This window comes from Streptomyces sp. NPDC060027, from assembly GCF_042737005.1.
Lineage (GTDB): Bacteria > Actinomycetota > Actinomycetes > Streptomycetales > Streptomycetaceae > Streptomyces.
On record NZ_JBHWVI010000070.1, the window covers coordinates 1 to 20905 of the forward strand.

Annotated in this window: 21 protein-coding genes and 1 pseudogene; 14 read left to right on the forward strand and 8 right to left on the reverse strand. The window is 70.3% G+C overall.

Features of this window, described 5'->3' with window-relative positions; genetic code table 11:
* Positions 1–85 precede the first annotated feature (85 nt).
* From ACFWBT_RS19220 to ACFWBT_RS19250, 7 genes are all read left to right on the forward strand, one after another.
* Complete coding sequence (locus ACFWBT_RS19220; protein ID WP_385701732.1) at positions 86–1387, forward strand: TniQ family protein; 1302 nt, start codon at positions 86–88, stop codon at positions 1385–1387.
* Between the two features lie 82 nt (positions 1388–1469).
* A complete protein-coding gene (locus tag ACFWBT_RS19225; protein WP_385701734.1) occupies positions 1470–1808 on the forward strand; it encodes a hypothetical protein in 339 nt (112 codons plus the stop codon).
* Positions 1805–2398, forward strand: coding sequence for a hypothetical protein (locus ACFWBT_RS19230; RefSeq protein WP_385701736.1), 594 nt, complete (start codon positions 1805–1807; stop codon positions 2396–2398). The genes ACFWBT_RS19225 and ACFWBT_RS19230 overlap by 4 nt, the downstream gene beginning before the upstream one ends.
* Before the next feature lie 34 nt (positions 2399–2432).
* A complete protein-coding gene (locus ACFWBT_RS19235; RefSeq protein WP_385701738.1) occupies positions 2433–2777 on the forward strand; it encodes a hypothetical protein in 345 nt (114 codons plus the stop codon).
* Positions 2778–2897: 120 nt separating this feature from the next.
* Positions 2898–3428, forward strand: coding sequence for a helix-turn-helix domain-containing protein (locus ACFWBT_RS19240; protein ID WP_385701739.1), 531 nt, complete (start codon positions 2898–2900; stop codon positions 3426–3428).
* Positions 3429–3483: 55 nt separating this feature from the next.
* On the forward strand, positions 3484–4071 hold the full coding sequence (locus ACFWBT_RS19245; RefSeq protein WP_385701741.1) for a hypothetical protein: 588 nt from the start codon (positions 3484–3486) through the stop codon (positions 4069–4071).
* A gap of 117 nt (positions 4072–4188) precedes the next feature.
* Entirely contained in the window at positions 4189–4527 is a 339-nt protein-coding gene (locus ACFWBT_RS19250; protein ID WP_385701744.1) for a DUF2516 family protein, read from the forward strand.
* Positions 4528–4604: 77 nt separating this feature from the next.
* Here ACFWBT_RS19250 and ACFWBT_RS19255 read toward each other — a convergent pair whose 3' ends face one another.
* From ACFWBT_RS19255 to ACFWBT_RS19265, 3 genes are all read right to left on the reverse strand, one after another.
* Positions 4605–5933, reverse strand: coding sequence for a PP2C family protein-serine/threonine phosphatase (locus ACFWBT_RS19255; RefSeq protein ID WP_385701746.1), 1329 nt, complete (start codon positions 5931–5933; stop codon positions 4605–4607).
* 406 nt (positions 5934–6339) lie between these two features.
* Positions 6340–7431 (reverse strand): NlpC/P60 family protein, encoded by a 1092-nt coding sequence (locus tag ACFWBT_RS19260; RefSeq protein ID WP_385701748.1) that lies wholly within the window; start codon positions 7429–7431, stop codon positions 6340–6342.
* Between the two features lie 290 nt (positions 7432–7721).
* On the reverse strand, positions 7722–8507 hold the full coding sequence (locus ACFWBT_RS19265; protein WP_385701752.1) for a class I SAM-dependent methyltransferase: 786 nt from the start codon (positions 8505–8507) through the stop codon (positions 7722–7724).
* A 308-nt stretch (positions 8508–8815) separates the two neighbouring features.
* On the opposite strand from ACFWBT_RS19265, the gene mshA reads away from it, so the two are divergent.
* The 3 genes from mshA to ACFWBT_RS19280 all read left to right on the forward strand — a co-directional run bounded on the left by mshA (position 8816) and on the right by ACFWBT_RS19280 (position 12711).
* Entirely contained in the window at positions 8816–10153 is a 1338-nt protein-coding gene (gene mshA, locus ACFWBT_RS19270; protein ID WP_385701754.1) for a D-inositol-3-phosphate glycosyltransferase, read from the forward strand.
* A gap of 23 nt (positions 10154–10176) precedes the next feature.
* Positions 10177–10668: a YbjN domain-containing protein gene (locus ACFWBT_RS19275; protein WP_266760114.1), complete on the forward strand. Its 492-nt coding sequence runs from the start codon at positions 10177–10179 to the stop codon at positions 10666–10668.
* Positions 10669–10788: 120 nt separating this feature from the next.
* Positions 10789–12711, forward strand: coding sequence for a glycosyl hydrolase family 28-related protein (locus ACFWBT_RS19280; protein WP_385701757.1), 1923 nt, complete (start codon positions 10789–10791; stop codon positions 12709–12711).
* On the opposite strand, the gene ACFWBT_RS19285 is transcribed toward ACFWBT_RS19280, so the two are convergent.
* Positions 12636–13427 carry an AraC family transcriptional regulator gene (locus ACFWBT_RS19285; RefSeq protein ID WP_385701760.1) on the reverse strand — a complete coding sequence of 264 codons (792 nt, stop codon included), beginning with the start codon at positions 13425–13427 and terminating at the stop codon, positions 12636–12638. The two genes, ACFWBT_RS19280 and ACFWBT_RS19285, sit on opposite strands and share 76 nt — an antisense overlap.
* On the opposite strand from ACFWBT_RS19285, the gene ACFWBT_RS19290 reads away from it, so the two are divergent.
* A complete protein-coding gene (locus tag ACFWBT_RS19290) occupies positions 13426–13953 on the forward strand; it encodes a DUF2000 family protein (RefSeq protein ID WP_385701762.1) in 528 nt (175 codons plus the stop codon). The genes ACFWBT_RS19285 and ACFWBT_RS19290 overlap by 2 nt on opposite strands.
* Before the next feature lie 210 nt (positions 13954–14163).
* On the opposite strand, the gene ACFWBT_RS19295 is transcribed toward ACFWBT_RS19290, so the two are convergent.
* Complete coding sequence (locus ACFWBT_RS19295) at positions 14164–15573, reverse strand: MDR family MFS transporter (protein WP_385701764.1); 1410 nt, start codon at positions 15571–15573, stop codon at positions 14164–14166.
* A gap of 195 nt (positions 15574–15768) precedes the next feature.
* Between ACFWBT_RS19295 and ACFWBT_RS19300 the strand changes: the two genes are divergently transcribed.
* Complete coding sequence (locus ACFWBT_RS19300) at positions 15769–16530, forward strand: phosphoglyceromutase (protein ID WP_356464136.1); 762 nt, start codon at positions 15769–15771, stop codon at positions 16528–16530.
* A 9-nt stretch (positions 16531–16539) separates the two neighbouring features.
* Here ACFWBT_RS19300 and ACFWBT_RS19305 read toward each other — a convergent pair.
* A pseudogene (locus ACFWBT_RS19305) lies at positions 16540–16890 on the reverse strand (hypothetical protein); the annotation flags it as partial.
* Positions 16891–17392: 502 nt separating this feature from the next.
* On the opposite strand from ACFWBT_RS19305, the gene ACFWBT_RS19310 reads away from it, so the two are divergent.
* Together ACFWBT_RS19310 and ACFWBT_RS19315 are read left to right on the forward strand one after the other, a co-directional pair.
* Positions 17393–17935, forward strand: coding sequence for a DUF6518 family protein (locus ACFWBT_RS19310; RefSeq protein WP_385701768.1), 543 nt, complete (start codon positions 17393–17395; stop codon positions 17933–17935).
* Positions 17936–18445: 510 nt separating this feature from the next.
* Positions 18446–18775 carry a hypothetical protein gene (locus ACFWBT_RS19315; RefSeq protein WP_385701770.1) on the forward strand — a complete coding sequence of 110 codons (330 nt, stop codon included), beginning with the start codon at positions 18446–18448 and terminating at the stop codon, positions 18773–18775.
* Between the two features lie 46 nt (positions 18776–18821).
* On the opposite strand, the gene ACFWBT_RS19320 is transcribed toward ACFWBT_RS19315, so the two are convergent.
* Positions 18822–19358 carry an HAD domain-containing protein gene (locus ACFWBT_RS19320; protein WP_385701773.1) on the reverse strand — a complete coding sequence of 179 codons (537 nt, stop codon included), beginning with the start codon at positions 19356–19358 and terminating at the stop codon, positions 18822–18824.
* Positions 19359–20071: 713 nt separating this feature from the next.
* Positions 20072–20761, reverse strand: coding sequence for a phosphate signaling complex protein PhoU (phoU, locus tag ACFWBT_RS19325; RefSeq protein WP_266760065.1), 690 nt, complete (start codon positions 20759–20761; stop codon positions 20072–20074).
* Positions 20762–20905: the final 144 nt, after the last annotated feature.

Here is a 20905-nt window from a genome sequence, read left to right on the forward strand (position 1 = left end):
GCCCAGCCCTGTGTGGGACTCGGGGTGCCGGGCTCAGCACCAGCGAAAGCGTGTGCGCCCGCAGCAAGCAGAGCACCATGAAGGCATGCGTTCTCTTCCTCGCGGCCTCGACCCGTTGTCGGACGAGACGCTGAGCGGCTACATCCTCCGCCTTGCTCACCGACTTGGTACGTCCCCCGGTATGGTCGCCGTCCGCACCGGGCTGACCGGCCATCGCAAGGACAACGTGCTCTTCCGCGTTCCCATCCGCCTTCTTCACGATCTAGGACCCGAACAGGTTCGGGCCTTCGCCCGATCCACCCGACTCGCCCCCGAGGAGGTCAGCCGTCTGTTGACCTCCTCGCTCGCCGAGCGATACGGGCCACTGGACGAGAAGTTCACCCCTCGCAAGAGCGCCGCGAGGATGGTCAATAACAACGCCTGGCTGCTAACCCGCACTCCTCGTTACTGCCCGCAATGCCTCGTCGGGGACGGAAGCGAGATCCAGCAGCTTCATGGCGGATCCTGGCAACGCTTCTGGCGCCTCCCACCCGTCTTCGCCTGCACCAAGCACCGTCGCCTGCTGCGAGTCAGTTGCCCCGCTTGCCGACAACCCGTTCACACGGTCGAGATGAACAGCATCATCGCCCGTCCCTGGGACGAGGACCTGCACCCCACTCAGTGCCGGACAACCACCGCCCCGCGCACCGTCGGGCGCCTTCAACCCGCCTGCGGTGTCCAACTCGCCGAACCCGACGGTGCGCTTCCCGAAGGCCTTCCCGACGCACAGACACTGGAACACTTGCTCGGCCTCCAGCAGCGACTTCTGGATCTCCTCAACCCGATCGGCCCCGAGATGACACCGTGCGTCGGCTGGCTGATCCCTGTCGCTGACTACTTCGCCGACCTCAGAGCGTTGCTCGGCCTAGTGTTCCTGTCCTGGCCGGCGGCCCGGCCCCTCGCCGCAACACCAGCCCTCGCGGAGGCACTTGATCACGACGCCGGGCAACGCCATGCCCGCGTGACAATCCTCCGGGGCAGACCCGGAAAGAAGCACAGCTCCCGCCCCTTCACCGACCCTCCACTGGACCCGTTGCTCATGGGGGCAGTTCTCGGGATCGCCGAACATCTCCTTGACGCTGACGACGAAGAGCAGGCCCGCGAGCGCATGCTGCCACTCATTCACCAGGCCAGCGATCTCGACCAAGCCCTGTCGCTCTATCTCCGGCGTAAAGCCTGGATCTCGTTCCCGCTGCGGATCGTCGTCATGAACCACTTCAACCAGATGGCTCCGATGCACCAGATCATCGCCCGTGGCCCGATCCAACCGGGCGGGCAAGGGAAGTCGACCACGGAGGGCTATCGCCGTGCCTCTCGGAGCCATCCTGAATCGAGTCACATGGCGTGATCCAGTTGTGGACAAGCCGGGAAGCAGCTGGCCCGTGCGTCCTGCCGGATGCATCGTCTTCTCACCGAGAGATCATGCGAGCGTGACGACTTGGATCCGCACCTACGACGACGAGAGCGAAATCTGGTCGTACTTTGAACTCGACGACGAGGAATGGGCGTTACGGCACGTCAACCTGCAAGGACTTCAGCGTCAGCCCGTGACCGCAGCCTCGCTGGCGGAGGTCATCGAGATCCGCGACCGCGGCGACCTCGCGGCCATGGCCTCCTACGAGCGGCAGTACGGCGTCCTCGCGGAAGGCACCCTGCACGGCTGGCGAGAAGCGGACGGCGTTGCCGAGATTGCCCGCCAAGAATTCGAGTCGACGTGGGCCGCTGCGCGAGAGACCCTCGACGCGAATCGCACCGAGGAGACGAGTTGATCACGGAGTACCAGCAGAAGCTGCGCGAGCGCTATCTCGCCGCGCCCGTCCTGCCAGCCCCGGAGCCGTGGCAGCCGGTGCTGGACCGCAGGACGCCCATCGGGGGCCTCCTCGGTATCGGATTCGCCGTCCATCCCGACAGCGGCCACGACCTCGTCATGGTCGTGTCCAGCGACGGCCATGGACTCTTCGACGCGGTCACCGGCGAGAAGATCGCCCGCGACAGGGATCCTGACCCCGAAACGAGCACCCCCGACGCCCACCCGGACCTCACCTGCCCCGGGCTCGGCCCGATCGCAGGCGTCCCCGTGCGCGTAGCCGGACTCTTCGGCGGCGGCCTGCACAGCACCACGCCGGACGGCTGGACCCTGGACGTCGTCAGCCCCGAGTGGCCCCACGACCGCGTCATCCTCTCCGCCGACGGCGGTTCCCACAAAGGCCCGGCAGGAGGGACGTGGTGGCACATCTTCCACTCCGAGTACTCAGAGCTCCGCGCAGCCGGATTCGCGCCCTCCGGCCTGACCCTTGCGGTCGCCACCAGCAGTGACCTCACCCTCTGGACCCGACCTGAGCTCCACTTCGACGACTGAGCGGACAACGGGACCGCACGAGAGAGGACGACAGATGGACCGGGCGGAACTCGCCGAGATGCTGGGCGACCAGACCACGGCCTGCGAACCCGCCAGAGCGGCGCTTCTCGACGGAGGCGACTTCGTCGTATGGGACGGCCGCGTTCCCAGTCAGTCGCTTGCCGGCGTCTACGCGGCTCGCCTCCGACGGGCGAGGAAGCGAGGTACTGAGACTCTCGCCTTGCCGTCCACCGTCGACATCCTCACCCGGCTCGAAGCTGCTCAGGTCAGGATCGGCTGCATCTTCTCACCGGGCCGGACGTGGGCCTTCATGCTCTTCCTCGCCGACGACGCCAGCGCAGTCCTCGCCTGCACGGGAGTACGCCAAGCCGAGCGGTGACAGTTGTCCTGCTCAAGTGACAACTATCTTGCTCAGGCTCAGAGGTCGCGCGGAGTGGCGTGACACACTTTTGCAAGCAGGTGCTTGCAATAGTTAGCGATGGTGCGGCAAGGTGGAGGCATGGCATCGCTCAACGTCGGCAATCTTGGTGAGTATCTGCGGGAACAGCGGCGCAGCGCGCAGCTGTCGCTGCGACAGCTCGCCGACGCCGCCGGGGTGTCCAATCCGTATCTGAGCCAGATCGAGCGCGGGCTGCGCAAGCCGAGCGCGGAGGTACTCCAGCAGGTCGCCAAGGCGCTGCGGATCTCCGCCGAGACGCTGTATGTGCGGGCCGGCATTCTCGACGCCGAGCGGGACCGGGACGAGGTCGAGACGCGTGCCGTCATCCTCGCCGATCCCACGCTGAACGAGCGGCAGAAGCAGGTGCTGCTCCAGATCTACGAGTCCTTCCGCAAGGAGAACGGATTCGAGATCGCGCCGGCGGACGAGACCGCTCACGGCATCGAGGTGCCCGGGACCGAAGAAGGTCGCGGCGCCGACGTACCCGTGGCTCAGGACATACCGGGCGCCCAGCCTTCACAGGACACCGCCGTCCGCGGCCCCCGCACGGCCGACGGCAGCGATGCCGGTCCGCAGCAGACCGCGAGTTGACCGCATGCGGATCACCGAACCCTCAGCTGAAAGCGATCACGGGAGGACCATCGCCATGGCCATCACCGACGACATCCGCAAGGCCGCCACGGACCCGACCCCGCTCTACTTCCTGGCCGGCACCGCCGACCTGGCTGTTCAGCAGGCCAAGAAGGTCCCCGGCATCGTGGAGCAGATCCGTGCCGAGGCTCCGGCGCGCATCGACACCGTGAAGAACATCGACCCGAACGCCGTCCAGGAGAAGGCCACCGCCCGCGCCAAGGAGGCGCAGGAGAGCCTGCAGACCAAGGTGACGGAACTCCTCAGCACCCTCGACACCGACCTGAAGAAGCTCGGTGAGTCCGCCCAGGACTTCGCCCTGCGCGGTGTCGGCGTCGCCGCCGAGTACGCCGTCAAGGCCCGGGAGACGTACGAGAAGGTCGCCGAGCACGGCGAGCAGACCGTACGGACCTGGCGCGGCGAGGCCGCCGAGGAGATCGAGGAGCTCGCCATCGCCGTCGAGCCGAAGACCGAGACGGTCGAGGTCAACGAGGAGGAGAAGCCGGCGGTCGCCGCCGAGTCCGCTTCCTCCAAGAAGGCCCCGGCGAAGAAGGCCCCGGCCCGCAAGCCGGTCGCCAAGAAGACGACTCCGCCCGCGAAGTAGGCGAGCGGCGGCAAGACAACTCCGCCTTACGCGGACGGGCCGGGCACTCTCGGAGTTCCCGGCCCGTTCTCCGGGTACGGTGGCCGTAGAGACGACTCGACCCGGGCGGTGGGCATTGTGCTGATGACGGCATTCGGCGGCCTGATGTGGCTGATCTTCACGGCCATGCTGGTGCTCGCCGTGGTGGCGCTGGTGATGGCCGCGGTGGCCCGCGAGGACGCCTACCGCGCCGCCGACAAGCAGAACAAGGTGTTCTGGCTGATCATCCTCGGCATCACGGTGGCTGTGAACCTCCTCGTGCCGATGCTCTTCCTGCAGATCGCGGGCCTGGTCGCCACGATCGTCTTCTTCGTCGACGTCCGCCCCGCGCTGCGCCAGGTCTCCGGCGGCGGCCGTGGCCGCCGCGGCGGAAGCAGCAGCGACGGCCCGTACGGCCCGTACAACGGCGGCAGGTAAGCCACACCACGCCCGGGCGTGGGCCCCGGAAGCGGGCGTTCACACGACCCCGGCACGGGACCGGGAGCCAAAGCGCGCTACGGCGTCCGGTCCAGCAGCAGTACTGCCACGTCGTCCGCCAGCTCCCCGCCGTTGAGTTCGCGCACCTCGTTCACCGCCGCGCGCAGCAACTCCTCGCCCTGGAGCCCCTGGGCGAGCTGACGGCGGACCATCTCCACCATGCCGTCCTGGCCCAGGCGTTCCTTGCCCACGCCCGTGTGGCCCTCGATCAGGCCGTCGGTGTAGAGCATCAGGCTCCACGCGGCACCCAGTTCCACCTGCATGCGCGGCCAGCGGGCGTTCGGGAGCAGACCGAGCGCGGGGCCGTTGTTCTCGTACGGCAGCAGTTTCGCGGGCCGGCCCGGGCGGGCGATCAGCGGCGACGGGTGACCGGCGAGGCAGAGCCCGGCGCGACGGCCGTCCGGCGCGATGTCCACCGTGCACAGCGTCGCGAAGATCTCGTCGCTCTCGCGCTCGTGCTCCAGGACCTGCTGCAGCGTGGACAGGAGTTCGTCGCCGCACAGGCCCGCGAACGTCAGAGCGCGCCAGGCGATGCGCAGTTCCACACCGAGCGCCGCCTCGTCGGGCCCGTGCCCGCAGACGTCGCCGATCATCGCGTGCACCGTGCCGTCGGCCGTGCGCACGGTGTCGTAGAAGTCGCCGCCGAGCAGGGCGCGGGAGCGGCCCGGACGGTAGCGCGCGGCGAACCGCAGCGGGGAGCCCTCCAGGAGCGGGGTCGGCAGCAGACCGCGCTCCAGACGGGCGTTCTCCTGGGCGCGCAGCTTGGACTCGGTGAGTCGTCGCTCGGCCTTGTCGGAGCGTTTCCGTTCCACCGCGTACCGGATCGCGCGGCTCAGCAGCCGGCTGTCCAGCTCGTCGCGGAAGAGGTAGTCCTGGGCGCCGACGCGCACCGCCTCCGCACCGCGTTCGGCGTCGCCGGACGCGGTGAGCGCGAGGACGGCGTGCCCGGGCGCGAGCCGCAGCACGTGCTTGAGCGTCGCCAGCTCGTCGGCGCTGTCCGCCGCCCGGCCCGGCGCGGGCAGCGCGAGGTCGAGCAGGATGCAGTGGACGTCGTCGGTGAGCAGCCGCTCGGCCTCGGTGAGGTTGCGGGCGGTACGGATCCGGATCGGCTTGCCGGCCGCGTCGAGCATTTCGGGCACACCGAGCGAACCCGCCGGGTCGTCTTCGATGACCAGGAGAGTCAGATTGGTGGTGCTCGGGACCGGGGCCGTGGCACGAGGTTCCGGTGCAGCCCCGGCGTGGCCGCCGGTGATGTCTCCGGATGGGCCGCCGGGTGAGAACACGGCTCGAGCCTGACCACTTTCCACGGCCGGGATCGCTCTCTGCCGCGGTACGGGTACGGGCATCGTCTGGGTTCCTTCCCTCCCCCCGAGGGCGTGGTGGGCGAAGGACCTCGACCCACCGACGGGGACCATAGCGTCCGCCGGTGCCGCAACGGAATGGCGTACGGCGCGGCGCCCGGCGAAGGGCCACCGTCATATGCCGCATCCCGTAACGCATTTGGACAGGACGCGCTTCTGCCAGGGATGACGAAGGTCACGTCCCCGAGGTTGCGCGGGCGGGGCAACCGTGCGGTGGGTCACGTGCGGTGCGTCACGCGCACCGCGCTGCGCGCGCCCCACCCGCGTGCAGGCCCGAGGAGTCGGCAGCCCCCGCCCCGCCCCGTGCGCAGGCCGGGAGCGGCAGCCCCCGCCCGTCCTCCGGGCCCGCCCTCGACGGCCGGCCGGGCCCGCTGTGTCCGCTCCGGGCGCCTTACGCGTCCGGCCGTACGACACCCAGGATCTGCATCGAACCCGCCCCCGCGATCGTCACCGTCCGTCCGGGGCGAGGAGCGTGCACGACCGCGCCGTCTCCTATGTACATCCCGACATGGCTGGCGTCGTCGAAGTAGATGATCAGGTCGCCGGGGCGCATGTCCTCGACGTCGACGTGCTTGAGCTGCTTCCACTGCTCCTGCGAGGTGCGGGGGATGGGGTGGCCGGCGGACGCCCAGGCCTGTGAGGTGAGCCCCGAGCAGTCGAACGTCTTCGGACCCTCCGCGCCCCACTCGTACGGCTTGCCGATCTGGTCGGTCGCGTACTTCACGGCCTTCCTGCCCTGTTCGGACGCCTCGCTCTTGATGTCCGCGAGGACACCCGAGCTCAGCCAGACCGACTGCGCCTGGTGCGCGGCCTCCTCCTCCAGCTTCGCCAGCCGCTCCTTCTCCTTCTGCTCCAGCTGGGACTCCAGCTTCTCGGCGTCGGAGATCCGCTGCTTGATCTTCTTCTTGGCCTCGGCCTTGGCCTTGCGGTTGGTCTCCAGCTTCCGCCACTGCGCGGAGGCGTCCTTCTCGTACTGCTCCAAGTCCTGCTGGGTGCGCGTCATCTCGCCCAGCAGCCCCTTGGTGGCGTGCTCGCCCTGCCGCACGCGCCCCGCGCCGTCGAGGAACTCCTGCGGGTCGTCGCTCAGCCACAGCCGCGCCCCGGGCGGCAGCCCGCCGCCCCGGTACTGCGCGCGGGCCGCGGCACCCGCGCGGTCCTGCAACTTGTCCAGCTTCGCCTGGCCCTTGACGATCTCCCGGGCCAGGTCGACGATCTCGGCGGACTGCTTCTGGGCCTTCTCCTCGGCGGCGTTGTACGCGTCCGTGGCGACCGCCGCGTCGTGGTAGAGCTTCTCGAGCTTCTTGCGGACCGCTTCAAGGTCCTTGTTGCTCACCGGCTTCGGGGTCGCCGTGGGGGTTCTGGTCGGCGCCGGTGTCGGTGCCGGGCTCGCGTAGGCCACCCCTGGTGTCGCCAGCACCGCGCAGGCACATGCGCAGGCCAGGGCCATGGCCGCCGTGGTCAGGCTCCGCTTGCCGGATCCCATTGCTCCGCCCCCAAACTGATTTACCGTCAGTAACTTACGGACGCCTCGGGGGATCGTGCCATGCCGACGCGCAATGCGACAGAGTCGGGCAAGAACTCCCTCCCCCCGGCCTGCGGGCGGGCATGAACTCCCTTCCCGCGGGCCCGCTTCGGCATGACGACCTCGCCCCCCGGCCTGTGTGACGTGCGACTCATCGAGATCGTTCCCCGCGGCGCACGCGCCGCCAGGTTTCGCCTCTCCGACCGGTCGGGTCCGCCACTCCCCTCCGGGCCGACCGCTGTCGTGGCCGGTCAGGTGCGCGGGGCCAACGCCTCCCAGCGCACCGTCACTTCGCCCTGGCGCCAGCGGGTGATCCCGTCCGTGACCGGCCAGTCGGCCGTCAGGTCGCGGACCGTGCGTATCCAGCGCTGCCGGGCGCCGTACGCGGCGTACGGCGCGGCTGCCGCCCAGGCGCGGTCGAAGTCGCGCAGGAAGGCGTGCACGGGCTCGCCCGGGACGTTGCGGTGGATGAGGGCTTTCGGCAGCCGCTCGGCCAGGTCGGACGGGCGGTCGAGCGAGCCGAGCCGGGTGGCGAAGGTGACCGTGCGCGGGCCTTCCGGGCCGAGGGCCACCCAGACGTGCCGGCGGCCGATCTCGTCGCAGGTCCCTTCGACGAGCAGTCCGCCCCGGGAGCCGTGGCCCGCCGGTGCGAGCCGCGCGCGCAGCCGCTGCCAGACCTCGGCGACCTGCTCCTCGTCGTACTGGCGCAGCACGTTCGCCGCGCGGATCAGGTGCGGGCGGCCCGGCACCGGGACCTCGAAGCCGCCGTGCCGGAAGGCGAGGCCCTCGCGTTCGTACGGGCGGGCGGCGGCGACCCGGGCCGGTTCGATCTCGATGCCGAAGACGCGGGTGCGGGGAGCGGTGGTGCGCAGCCGGGTCAGCAGCTCCACCGCGGTCCACGGCGCCGCGCCGTAACCGAGGTCGATCGCCACCGGCTCCGGCGTCCTGCGGAGCTCGGCGCCGTGCACCGCCGCGATCCAGCGGTCCATGCGGCGCAGGCGGTTGGGATTCGTCGTCCCGCGCGTCACCGTCCCCACGATGGGGGTGCTCCCGCCCGGGCGAGGCCGAGAGTGGGGGAGGGACGCTGCGCGGCTTGTCATGCGTACGAGAGTAGGCGGCCCCGCCGGGTACCGGGTGAGTCTGTGGACGACCGGCGGCCGGCCCCGATGCCGCTGTGGAAAACCCGGTGGGCAGGGAGGCAGACGCACCTTTGGGTCGAACGGTTGAGCGATAGGCGGTAATGATTCGGCAAAGAGGAAATGGAGCGGAGACCTCCGGCGTTCCATCTCCTGGAGGGCGTGACACGTCCTCCGAAAGGCATGCCCGCAGCGAGGAGGAACGCCACGTGAGCCAGTACGTCAGCAGGCTCGGGCGTCGCTCACCGGCGGCCCCCTCACGGCTCAGGCTGCACCGCAGGCCCCGTCGCGTCGCGATGCTCTCCGTGCACACCTCGCCCCTGCACCAGCCCGGTACGGGCGACGCGGGCGGGATGAACGTCTACATCGTGGAACTCGCCCAGCGGCTCGCCGCGATCAACATCGAGGTCGAGATCTTCACGCGGGCCACCACGGCCGCACTCCCGCCGACCGTCGAGCTGGCCCCGGGCGTCCTCGTCCGGCACGTCGACGCGGGACCCTACGAAGGCCTCGCCAAGGAAGACCTGCCGGCCCAGCTCTGCGCGTTCACGCACGGCGTCATGCAGGCCTGGGCGGGTCACCGCCCCGGCTACTACGACCTCGTGCACTCGCACTACTGGCTCTCCGGCCACGTCGGCTGGCTGGCCGCCGAGCGCTGGGGCGCGCCCCTGGTGCACGCGATGCACACCATGGCCAAGGTCAAGAACGCGGCGCTGGCCGAGGGCGACGCCCCCGAGCCCGCCGCCCGTGTCATCGGTGAGACCCAGATCGTGCGCGCCGCCGACCGCCTGATCGCGAACACCGCGGAGGAGGCCGACGAACTCGTCCGCCACTACCAGGCCGAGGCCGGCAAGGTCGCCGTCGTCCACCCGGGCGTCAACCTCGACCGCTTCCGCCCCGCGGACGGCCGCGCCGCCGCCCGCGCCCGGCTCGGCCTCCCGCAGGACGCCCTGATCCCCCTCTTCGCGGGCCGCATACAGCCCCTGAAGGCCCCGGACGTGCTGCTGCGCGCGGTCGCCGTGCTGCTCGACGAGCGGCCGGAGCTGCGCCGCAGGATCGTCGTCCCCGTGGTGGGCGGTCCGAGCGGCAGCGGGCTCGCCAAGCCGGAGGGGCTCCAGAAGCTGGCCGCGCGGCTGGGCATCGCCGATGTCGTTCGGTTCCGGCCGCCCGTCGGGCAGGAGCAGCTGGCCGACTGGTTCCGTGCCGCGTCCGTGCTGGTCATGCCCTCGTACAGCGAGTCGTTCGGACTGGTCGCCATCGAGGCGCAGGCGGCCGGTACCCCCGTCCTCGCGGCCGAGGTCGGCGGCCTGCCGGTGGCCGTCCGCCACCAGGAGACCGGCTTCCTCGTCCCCGGCCACCATCCCGCCGACTACGCGCGCGTGCTGCGCGATTTCGCCGACGACGAGACCCTCGCGGCCCGGATGGGTGCCGCCGCGGCGCGCCACGCGGAGCAGTTCGGCTGGGACACCGCGGCCGCCGCGACGGCGGACGTGTACACGGCGGCGACGCAGGACCACCGGCGCCGGGTGCGGGCACGTCACGCCTGACACGGGTCACGTACGCTCCCCTCATGGCTGACGCAGCGTCGATCATCGAGCAGGTCCTCACCGAGGCCGAGCTGGAGTGGGAGAGCCCCGGGGCGGGTTCGTACGTCGTGAAACTGCCCGGCACCCGCAAGCTCTCGACGACGGTCTCGCTGATCGTCGGCCGCCATTCGCTGTCGCTGAACGCGTTCGTGATCCGCCATCCCGACGAGAACCACGAAGCCGTCCACCGCTGGCTTCTGGAGCGCAATCTCAAGCTCTACGGCGTCGCCTACGCGGTCGACCCCCTGGGGGACGTCTACCTGGTCGGCAAGCTTCCGCTGACCGCCGTCACCCCCGAGGAGGTGGACCGTCTCCTCGGCTCCGTCCTCGAAGCCGCCGACGGCTCCTTCAACACCCTCCTGGAACTCGGTTTCGCCTCGGCGATCCGCAAGGAGTACGCCTGGCGGGTGTCCCGCGGCGAGTCGACGCGCAATCTGGACGCGTTCACGCATCTGACCCAGCGTCCCGCCAACTGATTCTCGCCCTCCACGGTTCAGGCATTGCACGACCCCTTCCGTGCCGGGGGTCGTCGTGGCATGCTCGCCGCCGACGCAGATCTGAACGTCGTTCATATCCATGAAGAGCATGAGAGTCGCATGGAAGGGCGGACGGGCATGACCAACAGGCACGGACACGCGGGGATCACCAGACGGGCCCTGCTCGGCAGCGCCACGGCCGTGGCGGCCGTCGCCGTGACCGGCACGGCGACGGCGACGGCCGCCGCCCCGCCGGGGGCCACGGCGGCAGCACCACCACCCGGTCGAGGGACGGCCGTCGCGCCATCCGGGGGTGCGCCCGGCGCCCTCGCCCGGCCCGGCGAAGTCCCGTCACTCTGGCGCGAGTTCACCCGCTCCCCCTTCACCCACCCGCAGATCCCGTACGTCGGAAGGGCCGGCGCGCACCGCGGGGCCGCGCGCCTGCCCCGCCGCCCCGTGGTGACCGACATCCGTGACCACGGTGCCGTCGCCGACGACGGCACCACGGACTGCGCGCCCGCGATCAACCGTGCCATCGCCGCTGCCGGAAGGGCCGGCGGTGGCACGGTCACCATCCCGCCCGGGACGTTCCGCATCGACGACCTGATCCGCGTCGGTCACTCGAACGTGGTCCTCCGGGGTGCTGGCAGCGGCCGTACGACCCTGTACGCGACCAAGAACCTCACCGAGCTGATCGGTGTCTACGGCTCCCGCTACGGCGGCGACAAGTCGTCCTGGTCCTGGGCCGGCGGCCTCATCTGGCTCGCCCCCACGGCCCGTTGGGACTCCCTCGTCGCGGCCGTCAGGGCCAAGGCATGGCCCTTCGAGGGCTGGACCGGCAACACGCGCGACGCCTGGCGGACCCTCACGACGGTCGAGCCCGCACGCCAGGGCTCCTGGACGGTGACCGTCGCGGACGCCTCGAAACTGCGCCCCGGCACGCTCGTCCTGCTCCGCCTTGCCGACGACGCCGACCACACGCTCCTCGAACACATGTCGGGCGGCGGACCCGGCCCCGAGGCGTACCACTGGGACGACAAGACCAAACTGACCTCGTACGTCCCCTACGAGTGGCCCGTCCGCGTCGCCCGCGTGCGCGGCCGCCGGGTCACCCTCGAACGCCCCCTCCCGCTCGACGTGCGCCCCGAGTGGGACCCGCGGCTGACCACCCACGTCGAGGAGCTGACCGGCTCCGGCGTGGAGGGGCTCACCCTGGAGGCCGTGGAGACGCCGCAGTCCCCGCACCTCCTCGACAAGGGCTACAACGGCGTCGTCCTCCAGTGCGCCTATGACTGCTGGGTGGACGACGTCACGGTCCGCCACGTCGACAACGGATTCGGGCTCGTCGCCGCCTCCGCCTGCACCCTGCGCCGTACGAGGGTCGCGGGACGCGGCTCGCACCACCCGTACTTCTGCCGCGAGGGCTCGCACGACAACCTGATCGAGGACTTCACCGTCGAGGAGCGCACGGTCCCCGCGCCCGCCGGGACCCAGCTGCACGGCATCAACGTCGAGGGCCTGTCCTCGTACAACGTCTGGTCGCGCGGTGACCTCCGGATGGGCACCTTCGACTCGCACCGCGGGCTGCCGTTCGCCGACGTCCGCACCGACATCACCGTGAACAACGACGGTCGGCACGGCGGCGACGCCTCCGCCGGACCGCTCTTCGGCGCCCGCTTCACCCACTGGAACATCCGGGTCACCAACGGCCGGGCCGGCCTGATGAAGATCGACGGCCTCGCCCCCCGCAGCGCCACCGTCGGCATCAACGAGGTCACCGAGTTCGACCAGATCGACGTACCCGACTTCACCGGCGACCTGCACTCCCGCCTGGAGCTGTACGGGACGACGGACGTCGTACGGCCGCGCAATCTGTACGAGGCCCAGCGCGACCTCTGGGCCGGACCGGGCGCGACCTTCCCTGCGCCACCGGACCGTTCACGACCGTCCGTACACCACCGGCTCGCTCACGACCGTGCGTACCGCCCCGGAGCCACCCCCACCAACCGCCTGAAATGGCGGGTGAGATGGGACTGGTCGTAGAAGCCGGTCGTGATGGCCACCTCGCCCGGTGGCCGCCCGTCGAGCAGCAGTCGGCGGGCGCGGTCCACCCGGCGGGACATCAGGTACTGGTGCGGGGCGATGCCGAACGCGCCGCTGAACGCGCGGACCAGGTGGGCGGGGTGGGCGTGGACGAGCCGGGCGGCCTCGTCGAGGGCGATCCCCTCGACGAGCCGTTCGTCGAGGAGTTCGCGCAGCTGGTGGGCGAGCGGCCGGTCGGGGCGCGGGGGCCGCGGGGCCGGGCCGGGGCTCAGCCTGCCGCGCAGCCGCTCCGCGATCAGCGTCAGCCTGCTGTCGGCCTCCAGTTCGTCCCCGGGGTGCGCGAGCGCCGTGTGCAGCTGCCCGACCCGGCGCCGCAGCACGGGATCCACCAGATCGGGCCCGTCCACCGCCGGCCCGATGAGGTCGTCGGCCAGGCGCGAGCTGTCGAGGTAGAGGACCCGTTTGCGGAAGCCGTGCTCGGTGGCCGGGGCACCGTTGTGCGGGATGTGCGGCGGCAGCAGTGACACCGTGTCGTGCGGTGTGCCGTGCTCATGCCGGTCGAGGTCGTAGCGGACGGCGCCGTCGTCGACGATCAGCAGTGTCCAGGCCTCGTGCACGTGCATCGGGTAGGCGTACTCGGTGTAGTGCGCGTGGAAGACCTCGACGACGCCCGGGATGCTCGGGCGCCACGCGGACATCTCGCGCTGGGGGGCCATGCAAAGAACGTACAAGACCAGGGCGTACGCCGGTCGGCAGTCTCTTCGTATGAGCAGCGTGAGCAGCAACAGCCCGTCCGGTGCGAGCGGCGTGAGCCCTTCGGACGACGTGCCCGTCCGCTTCGACACCAAGATCGCCGTCGTCCTGCGCGACGACCTGGAGACCTGGCAGCGGCTCAATGTGACCGCCTTCCTCGTCAGCGGCCTGGGGACGGCGGTCCCCGAGGTCGTCGGCGAGCCGTACGAGGATGCCGACGGGGTCGCCTACCTCCCGATGTTCCGGCAGCCCGTGCTGGTCCTCGAGGGGTCCAAGGAGACGTTGACCGCCGCCCACGGCCGCGCGCTGTCCCGGGCGCTGCCGCGATCGGTCTTCACGTCGGACCTGTTCACGACGGGCAACGACCGGGACAACCGCGCGGCCGTACGCGCCGTGCCGAGCGGCGACCTGGATCTGGTGGGAATCGCGGTGTACGGGCCGCGGAACGCGGTCGACAAGGCGGTGAAGGGGGCGCGGATGCATCCCTGAGGGTGGTGGCCGCACGGAGGGGGCGGGGCGGCCGGGGTGGCCGGGTGTCCGGGCCGGGTGAATGGCCTGCGCCACCTTGGGTGCCTTGGGTGCCTTGGGTGTCTTGGGTGCCGGGCGGCCGGGGTGGCTGGGGCGGCGTCAAGGGGGCGTGCCCTCCGGGCCTCCGGGGTGCCGTCAGGCGGGCGTGGCCTCCGCCCCACCGGGCCGCCGTCAGGCCGGAGTGGCCTCCGCCTGGGGTGCCGTACCGGCCTCCACCACGGGGCCGATCCTGGTCGCGGCCGGGGTGATCTCGACCGCGGAGTCCCGAGCCACCGCCCCGGAGGGCTCCCGAGCCACCACCCTGGAGGACTCCCCCGCAACCACCCCGGAGGGCTCTCGCGCCACAACCCGGGAGGGCTCCCGTCCGGACTCCCGCACGGACTCCTCCGCCGGAAGCCGCCGCATCAGCAGCCCGTACCCGAGCCCCGCCGCCGTACCGACCACCGCGCACAGCCCCCAGAGCCAGGCCGCGCCGAAGCGGTCGATGACGACGCCGGACATCACGGGCGCGACGAGCGCGGCCAGAGCCCAGGAGAGCGTGTACATCCCCTGGTAGCGGCCCCGGCCGTGGACGGGGGAGAGGCGGACGACGAGACCGGTCTGCGTCGGCGCGTTGACGATCTCCGCGAGGGTCCACACGCAGACGGTGAGCGTGAAGACCGCCACCGACCCGGCGAAGGCGGTGAGCCCGAACCCGTACCCGGCGAGCACCGACGAGATGATGAGCAGGCGCTTGGGGTCCCGGTGCTCGATGAAACGGGTGACCGGGATCTGGAGCGCGACGATCAGTACGCCGTTGACGGCGATCGCCGTGCCGTAGTCGGCCGGGGTGAAGCCGGCCGCGCCCATGGCGACCGGCAGTCCGACGGAGCCCTGCTGGAAGACCAGGGCGACGAGGAACGACAGCCCGACGACGCTCATGAACCGTCCGTCGCGCAGCACGGTCCCGAGCCCGACCGCGGGTTCCGTCTCCTTGGCGATCCGCACGGGCATGGACTCCGGGAGCTTCGCGAAGACGACGAGCGCGCAGACGAGAGTCATACCCGCCTCGATGAGGAAGCCCGCGAGGTAGCTGAACTCGGCGATGAAACCGGCGCCCATGGAGGAGACGGCGAAACCGAGGTTGACGGCCCAGTAGTTGAGGGAGAAGGCGCGGACGCGGTCCTCGGGCCGGACGATGTCGGCCATCATCGCCTGCACGGCGGGCCGGGAGGCGTTGCTGGCCATGCCGACCAGGAAGGCGACCGAGGCGATGGCCACCGGGTGGTGCATGAAGCCGAGCAGCGCGACCGAGCCGGCCGTCGACACCTGCGCGACGAGCAGCGTGGGCCGCCGGCCGAACCGGTCGGTCATCACTCCGGCGGCGAGGGAGGAGACCACGCCGCCGAGGCCGTGCAGGGACGCGACCAGACCGGCGTACGAGGCGGAGTAGCCGCGGTCGAGAGTCAGGTACAGGGCCATGAAGGTGGCCACGAAGGCCCCGAGCCGGTTGACGAGTGTGCTGGTCCACAGCCACCAGAACTCGCGGGGGAGTCCTGAGACGGTCTCCCGGACGGCACGTCTCAGGACGGTGTGTGGCATGGATCCCCCACGGATGTAAGCAGCTCGGGCGGTGATCACAACTTACGATCGGGCTGCCTCGGAAGGCCACTCGATTAACAGATGCCGTCAACTGAAGGGCCGCGGAGGGGGTGCGGGACAGCCGGGCGGGGGTTCCCGTGTCCGACTGATGGCCTAGGGCGCGAGGGGTCGCGGGGTTCGATTACGCTCGGAGCCATGGCCGACGCACCGTACAAGCTGATCCTCCTCCGCCACGGCGAGAGCGAATGGAACGCGAAGAACCTGTTCACCGGTTGGGTGGACGTCAACCTCAACGAGAAGGGCGAGAAGGAGGCAGTCCGCGGCGGTGAGCTGCTCAAGGACGCCGGCCTGCTGCCCGACGTGGTCCACACCTCGCTCCAGAAGCGCGCGATCCGCACCGCGCAGCTGGCGCTGGAGTCCGCGGACCGCCTCTGGATCCCGGTCCACCGCAGTTGGCGCCTGAACGAGCGTCACTACGGCGCCCTTCAGGGCAAGGACAAGGCCCAGACGCTCGCCGAGTTCGGCGAGGAGCAGTTCATGCTGTGGCGCCGCTCGTACGACACCCCGCCGCCGGCGCTCGACCGCGACGCCGAGTACTCCCAGTTCGACGACCCGCGCTACGCGGCGCTGCCGCCGGAGCTGCGCCCGCAGACGGAGTGCCTCAAGGACGTCGTCGTCCGCATGCTTCCGTACTGGTTCGACGGCATCGTCCCGGACCTCCTCACCGGTCGTACGGTCCTGGTCGCGGCCCACGGCAACTCGCTGCGCGCCCTGGTCAAGCACCTCGACGGCATCTCCGACGCCGACATCGCGGGCCTGAACATCCCCACCGGCATCCCCCTCTCCTACGAGCTGGACGCCGACTTCAAGCCCCTCAACCCGGGCGGCACCTACCTCGACCCGGACGCGGCCGCGGCCGCGATCGAGGCGGTCAAGAACCAGGGCAAGAAGAAGTAGAGAAGGTGATCACGCCCCCGACCTGCGCCAACGGTGCAGATCGGGGGCGTTTTCGTGCTGTGGAACCTCTCTGGAACCCCAGCCCGTGTGATCTTGCGGCCGGAGAGCCTGCCCGAGAGCCTTCCGGGCCCGGGCCCGGGCCCGGGCCCGGCTGCTCGGCATGAGGTGCGCGTACACCTTCAGCGTCAGGCCCGGGTCGGAGTGCCCGAGGTATTCCGCGAGGGCCTTGATGCTCTCCCCGGCGTCCAGAAGCACGGACGCGTAGAAGTACCGGAGCGCGTGCATGCCGTGCTCCCGAGCGGCGGCGTGCTCGCGGCTCTTGGCCTTGGGGATGACGCCTGCCTTCGCGAGAGCGGGCTGGGTCCGCTGCATCGTTGGGTGACAGGTTGACCTGCCCCAGGTCCTGGGTTCCAGTTCTGGTGGCTGACTGACAGTCCTTCACGGAAGGCTGGCAGTCATGCCTCGCCCTTATCCTCCGGAGTTCCGGGCACGTGCCATCGCGCTGGTCCGCGCCGGCAAGCAGACCGCGGTCGAGCTCGGCATCGACTTGCCGGCCCTTCGCTTCGCCCCCGCTTCCCCTTCGTCAGTGAGCGCAGGGAAGCTGCCGTGTCGCTCGCCCCGCCGTCTGGCCAGCGAGCGACACGGTGAACACTTCGCTGTTCCGGCAAGGGAACCGCCGCATCACATCAGTCAATCGCCCAGCGCCTCATATCCCATTGACCTCACCGGTCGGGGTTGAGCGAGCAGGAGCCGTGAACCCTTGACGACGACGGCCGTAAACTCGTGCAGAGGCCGGGTCTCAGTCGCCTGGTTACCGAAAAGGACTCTGTGGAACGCCGTGATCTCATCACGCTCCTTCATCTTGGCACCCGCGGCCGCGCTAGCGGCCGGTGCGGCACTCGGAGTTCTCACCCGCCTTCTTGAGACGAACGCCTCCACGGCAGGCCGTGCCACGTATCTCGTCCTGAACGAGGCATGGCCCTGGTCGGCCCTCGCCTTCCTCGCCGGCCTCGCCGTCGCATCCAGGGTCGCGTCCGCCGCCGTGGCTGCAGCGTCCCTGGCAGCGGCTGTCGCCGCCTACTATGTGGTCCATTCGGACGCCACCTGGGCCGGGGTCCTGTCGGCGACGCTCGCATGGGGTGCAGTCGCTCTGGTGGTCGGGCCCATTCTGGGACTGATGGGGAACCTGGCACGCAATCCTGGACTTCGCGGCCTCCCCTTCCGGCTGATGATCCCGCTGCTGGCTGTCGTGGAGACGTCGGCTCGACTGCGAGCCGAGGTCTCCCTGCAAGGGCCAGTCGGTGAGACAGCATGGACGATGACCCGCCTTGCAGCGGTTGCTGTCTGTCTCGCCCTGGCCGCACACGCCATGCTGATCAACCGGCGGCACCGGAGCGAAAGCTGAAGCCTCCGCCACGGCATCGTCAAAGCCCCCGGACCATGATCGGCCCGGGGCCTTCAACCGTGTGCCCCCAGCAGGGTTCGAACCTGCGGAGGGAGAGGGAAGAAGGAGCTGCTTCGCGACGCGACCATCGGGCGGCGCGTTGCGCCGAAGAGTAAGAGGAGCAAGCCTGTCCCGTGGTGCTCCTCTTGCTTGTTCGGGCGTTCGTGGTGTCGCCGGGGGAGGGCCCTTCAGCCGGGGCGTGATCTCGGCGTTCGGTCCGCCGCCCCCTCACTGACGAGCCTGGCGGGCCGCACGAAGCGGATGAGGCCCGGCGGCGCCTGCCGGCCTTCGGCCCGGAGCATCTTCGCAACCCTTCGGGAGCTGTCGTTGAGGACCCATTCCGACCAGCACAACGCCATTGGGGATCTCGCTCGGGATGTCTCCGCTGATCCCAACTGGCCATCACGTAAGTGGTACACGGTCGCCGGTTCGGAGCGCACGGCCCACGTATCGCCGCCTGAGAGGACCCATATGGCCACGCCGGAGCAAGTGAGGGATGCACTCGCCCAAAGGCTTTCAGGACTCCAGAGACAGGGGGGAGGAACCACTCTTGAAGTCCTTGAGGTGAAGGTGCCGTCCGTCTACCCGGAACTGCTTCTGAAGATCCGGGTCGGCGTCTCGGGGCAGCTCTGGGAAGTCTCACTTGACTACCAGGGCCATGAAGCGAGCCTGGTGAGCGGAGACCTCGCCGAGGACACCCTGAATTACCTCGGGTTCCTTGTGCACACCCACCTCTTCGAGTGGTGGCACACGAAGGACACGGAGAAGTTTTCAGCGAGCATGGGGAAGAGACTGGACTGAGACGCCTCCTCTCGCCGCTCGCCGTTCACCGCTCAGCGTTCACCTCTCACCGCTCGCAGCCGTCCGTTCCCGAGGCGAAGTCCGGCAGGATCGTGCGGAGCCAGTCGGTGAGCACGGAGAAGTCGTCGTCCTTGAGGCCCTCGGCCGGGTCGACGCGGTGAAGCAGCGAAGGGCCCTGGTGCTGCGCGGCGACCCAGAGCCGATCCACGGCGCCGATCTCGTCGTCGACCCAGATGAACGGCTGCCGGTCCGCCCACTCCACGAGGGTGCGGGTCTTCCAGTGCAGGCCGCGAGGGCCGTCGTCGGGGGAGTCCTCGGGCCACTCCACCACGGGCAGCCGAGGCAGCCCGATCCGTGGGCCGACGGACTCGTTCGCCTCGTCCATCCATGTCGAGGCCCACACCAGGTCGCACCCCAGCGCCGACAGACGCGGCCCCACGGACCGGTCGAGCCGCCCGAGCAGCGGATTCCCCGGACCAGGGAACGCTTCGGAGCCCGGGTCAGGAATCCGCTCCCGACCGGATGACGGACCGAACGGGATGAGGGGGCCGTCGACATCGAGGAAGAGGACGGGGCGCTTCACCCGTGCTGCCTGGCTTCCGCGTGTGCTCCCACGTCACGAGGAGCCACGACGGCCCCCTCGGCGGTCTGCCGGGGCACCTCGTCGCACACCAGAAAGAAGTACTCCGTCATCGCCCTCCCGTCCCTCTCAGGTCCGGAGAGTACGAGCCCTCAGCCGCCGTGTCGCCCCGATTCCGCCGCCGGGGCGATCTGGGCGGAGGTGCCGGTCGGCACGTCGGTGAGTGTGAAGGGCCCCGTCGTGATGACGGGGCCCTTCTGTACCTACGTAGATCAGCCGCACTGGCAGGGATTGCCCGACTGGCAGCCGCAGCCGCAGCCGGAGCCGCAGCCGCAGGCGCCGAACAAAGGGAGACTTTTGATCTCGGCGGGCTGTTGGGTGTCGCGGTCCCGCGTCGGGTCGGGCGTGCTGGGGGATTCGGCCATGGGTCCCTCCTTCAGGCACGGAAGCGTGCGAGGCACGCTGCGCCGCACAGTTCCTGTCGCCCATCTCATGCCCACCCGGGCGGGCGCATCAACGGCGCACTGAGGCGTCCCGCGCGCCGGGGAGGCGAATCCCACGCGGGGCGGGCCGGGAACCGAACCCGTCCCTTCACCCTCGCCGGGGAGGGGGAAGGGACGGGAGGAGAGAAGTTGAGAGGGGAAGGGGAGGGGAGGAAAGGGGAGAGGGGAGGGGAGGGGAGCCCGGGCTCGGGGCCGGCTGTCGCTCGGGGAGAGCTACGCCCCCTCCACCCCCGTGACCGGCTGGATGTCCTGCTGGAGTTCGTCGGCGTGCTCGCCGGTGACCAGGTAGACCACGCGCTTGGCGACCGACACGGCGTGGTCGGCGAAGCGCTCGTAGTAGCGGCCGAGCAGGGTGACGTCGACGGCGGTCTCGATGCCGTGCTGCCACTTGTCGTCCAGCAGGTGCTGGAACAGCGTGCGGTGCAGGAGGTCCATCTCGTCGTCGTCCTGCTCCAGCTGCATCGCCAGGTCGACGTCCTTGGTGATGATGACCTCGGCGGCCTTGGCCATCAGGCGCTGGGCGAGCTGGCCCATCTCCAGGATCGTCGCGTGCAGGTCGTGCGGGACGGCGCGGTCCGGGAAGCGCAGCCGGGCCAGCTTGGCCACGTGCTGGGCCAGGTCGCCGGAGCGCTCCAGGTCGGCCGACATACGGAGCGAGGTGACGACGATACGGAGATCCGTCGCCACCGGCTGCTGGCGGGCCAGCAGGGCTATCGCCCGCGCCTCCAGCTCGTGCTGAAGATCGTCGACCCTCTGGTCCGCCGCGATCACGCTCTCGGCCAGCTTCAGATCGGAGTCGAGGATCGCCGTCGTGGCGCGCCCGATCGCCGACCCGACGAGCCGGGCCATCTCGACCAGGCCGTCTCCGATCGAGTCAAGTTCCTCGTGATACGCGTCACGCATGTGGTTGTCCCTCTCCTACGTCAACTTCGGGGTCCGGGGTCCGGGACCTGGCTGTGCCGGCCGCCGTACGACCGCCGGACGGACCCGTGAACCCCACGTTCCCACGGTCAGGCCCGTACGCGTCCGTTTCCGGCACCACAAATG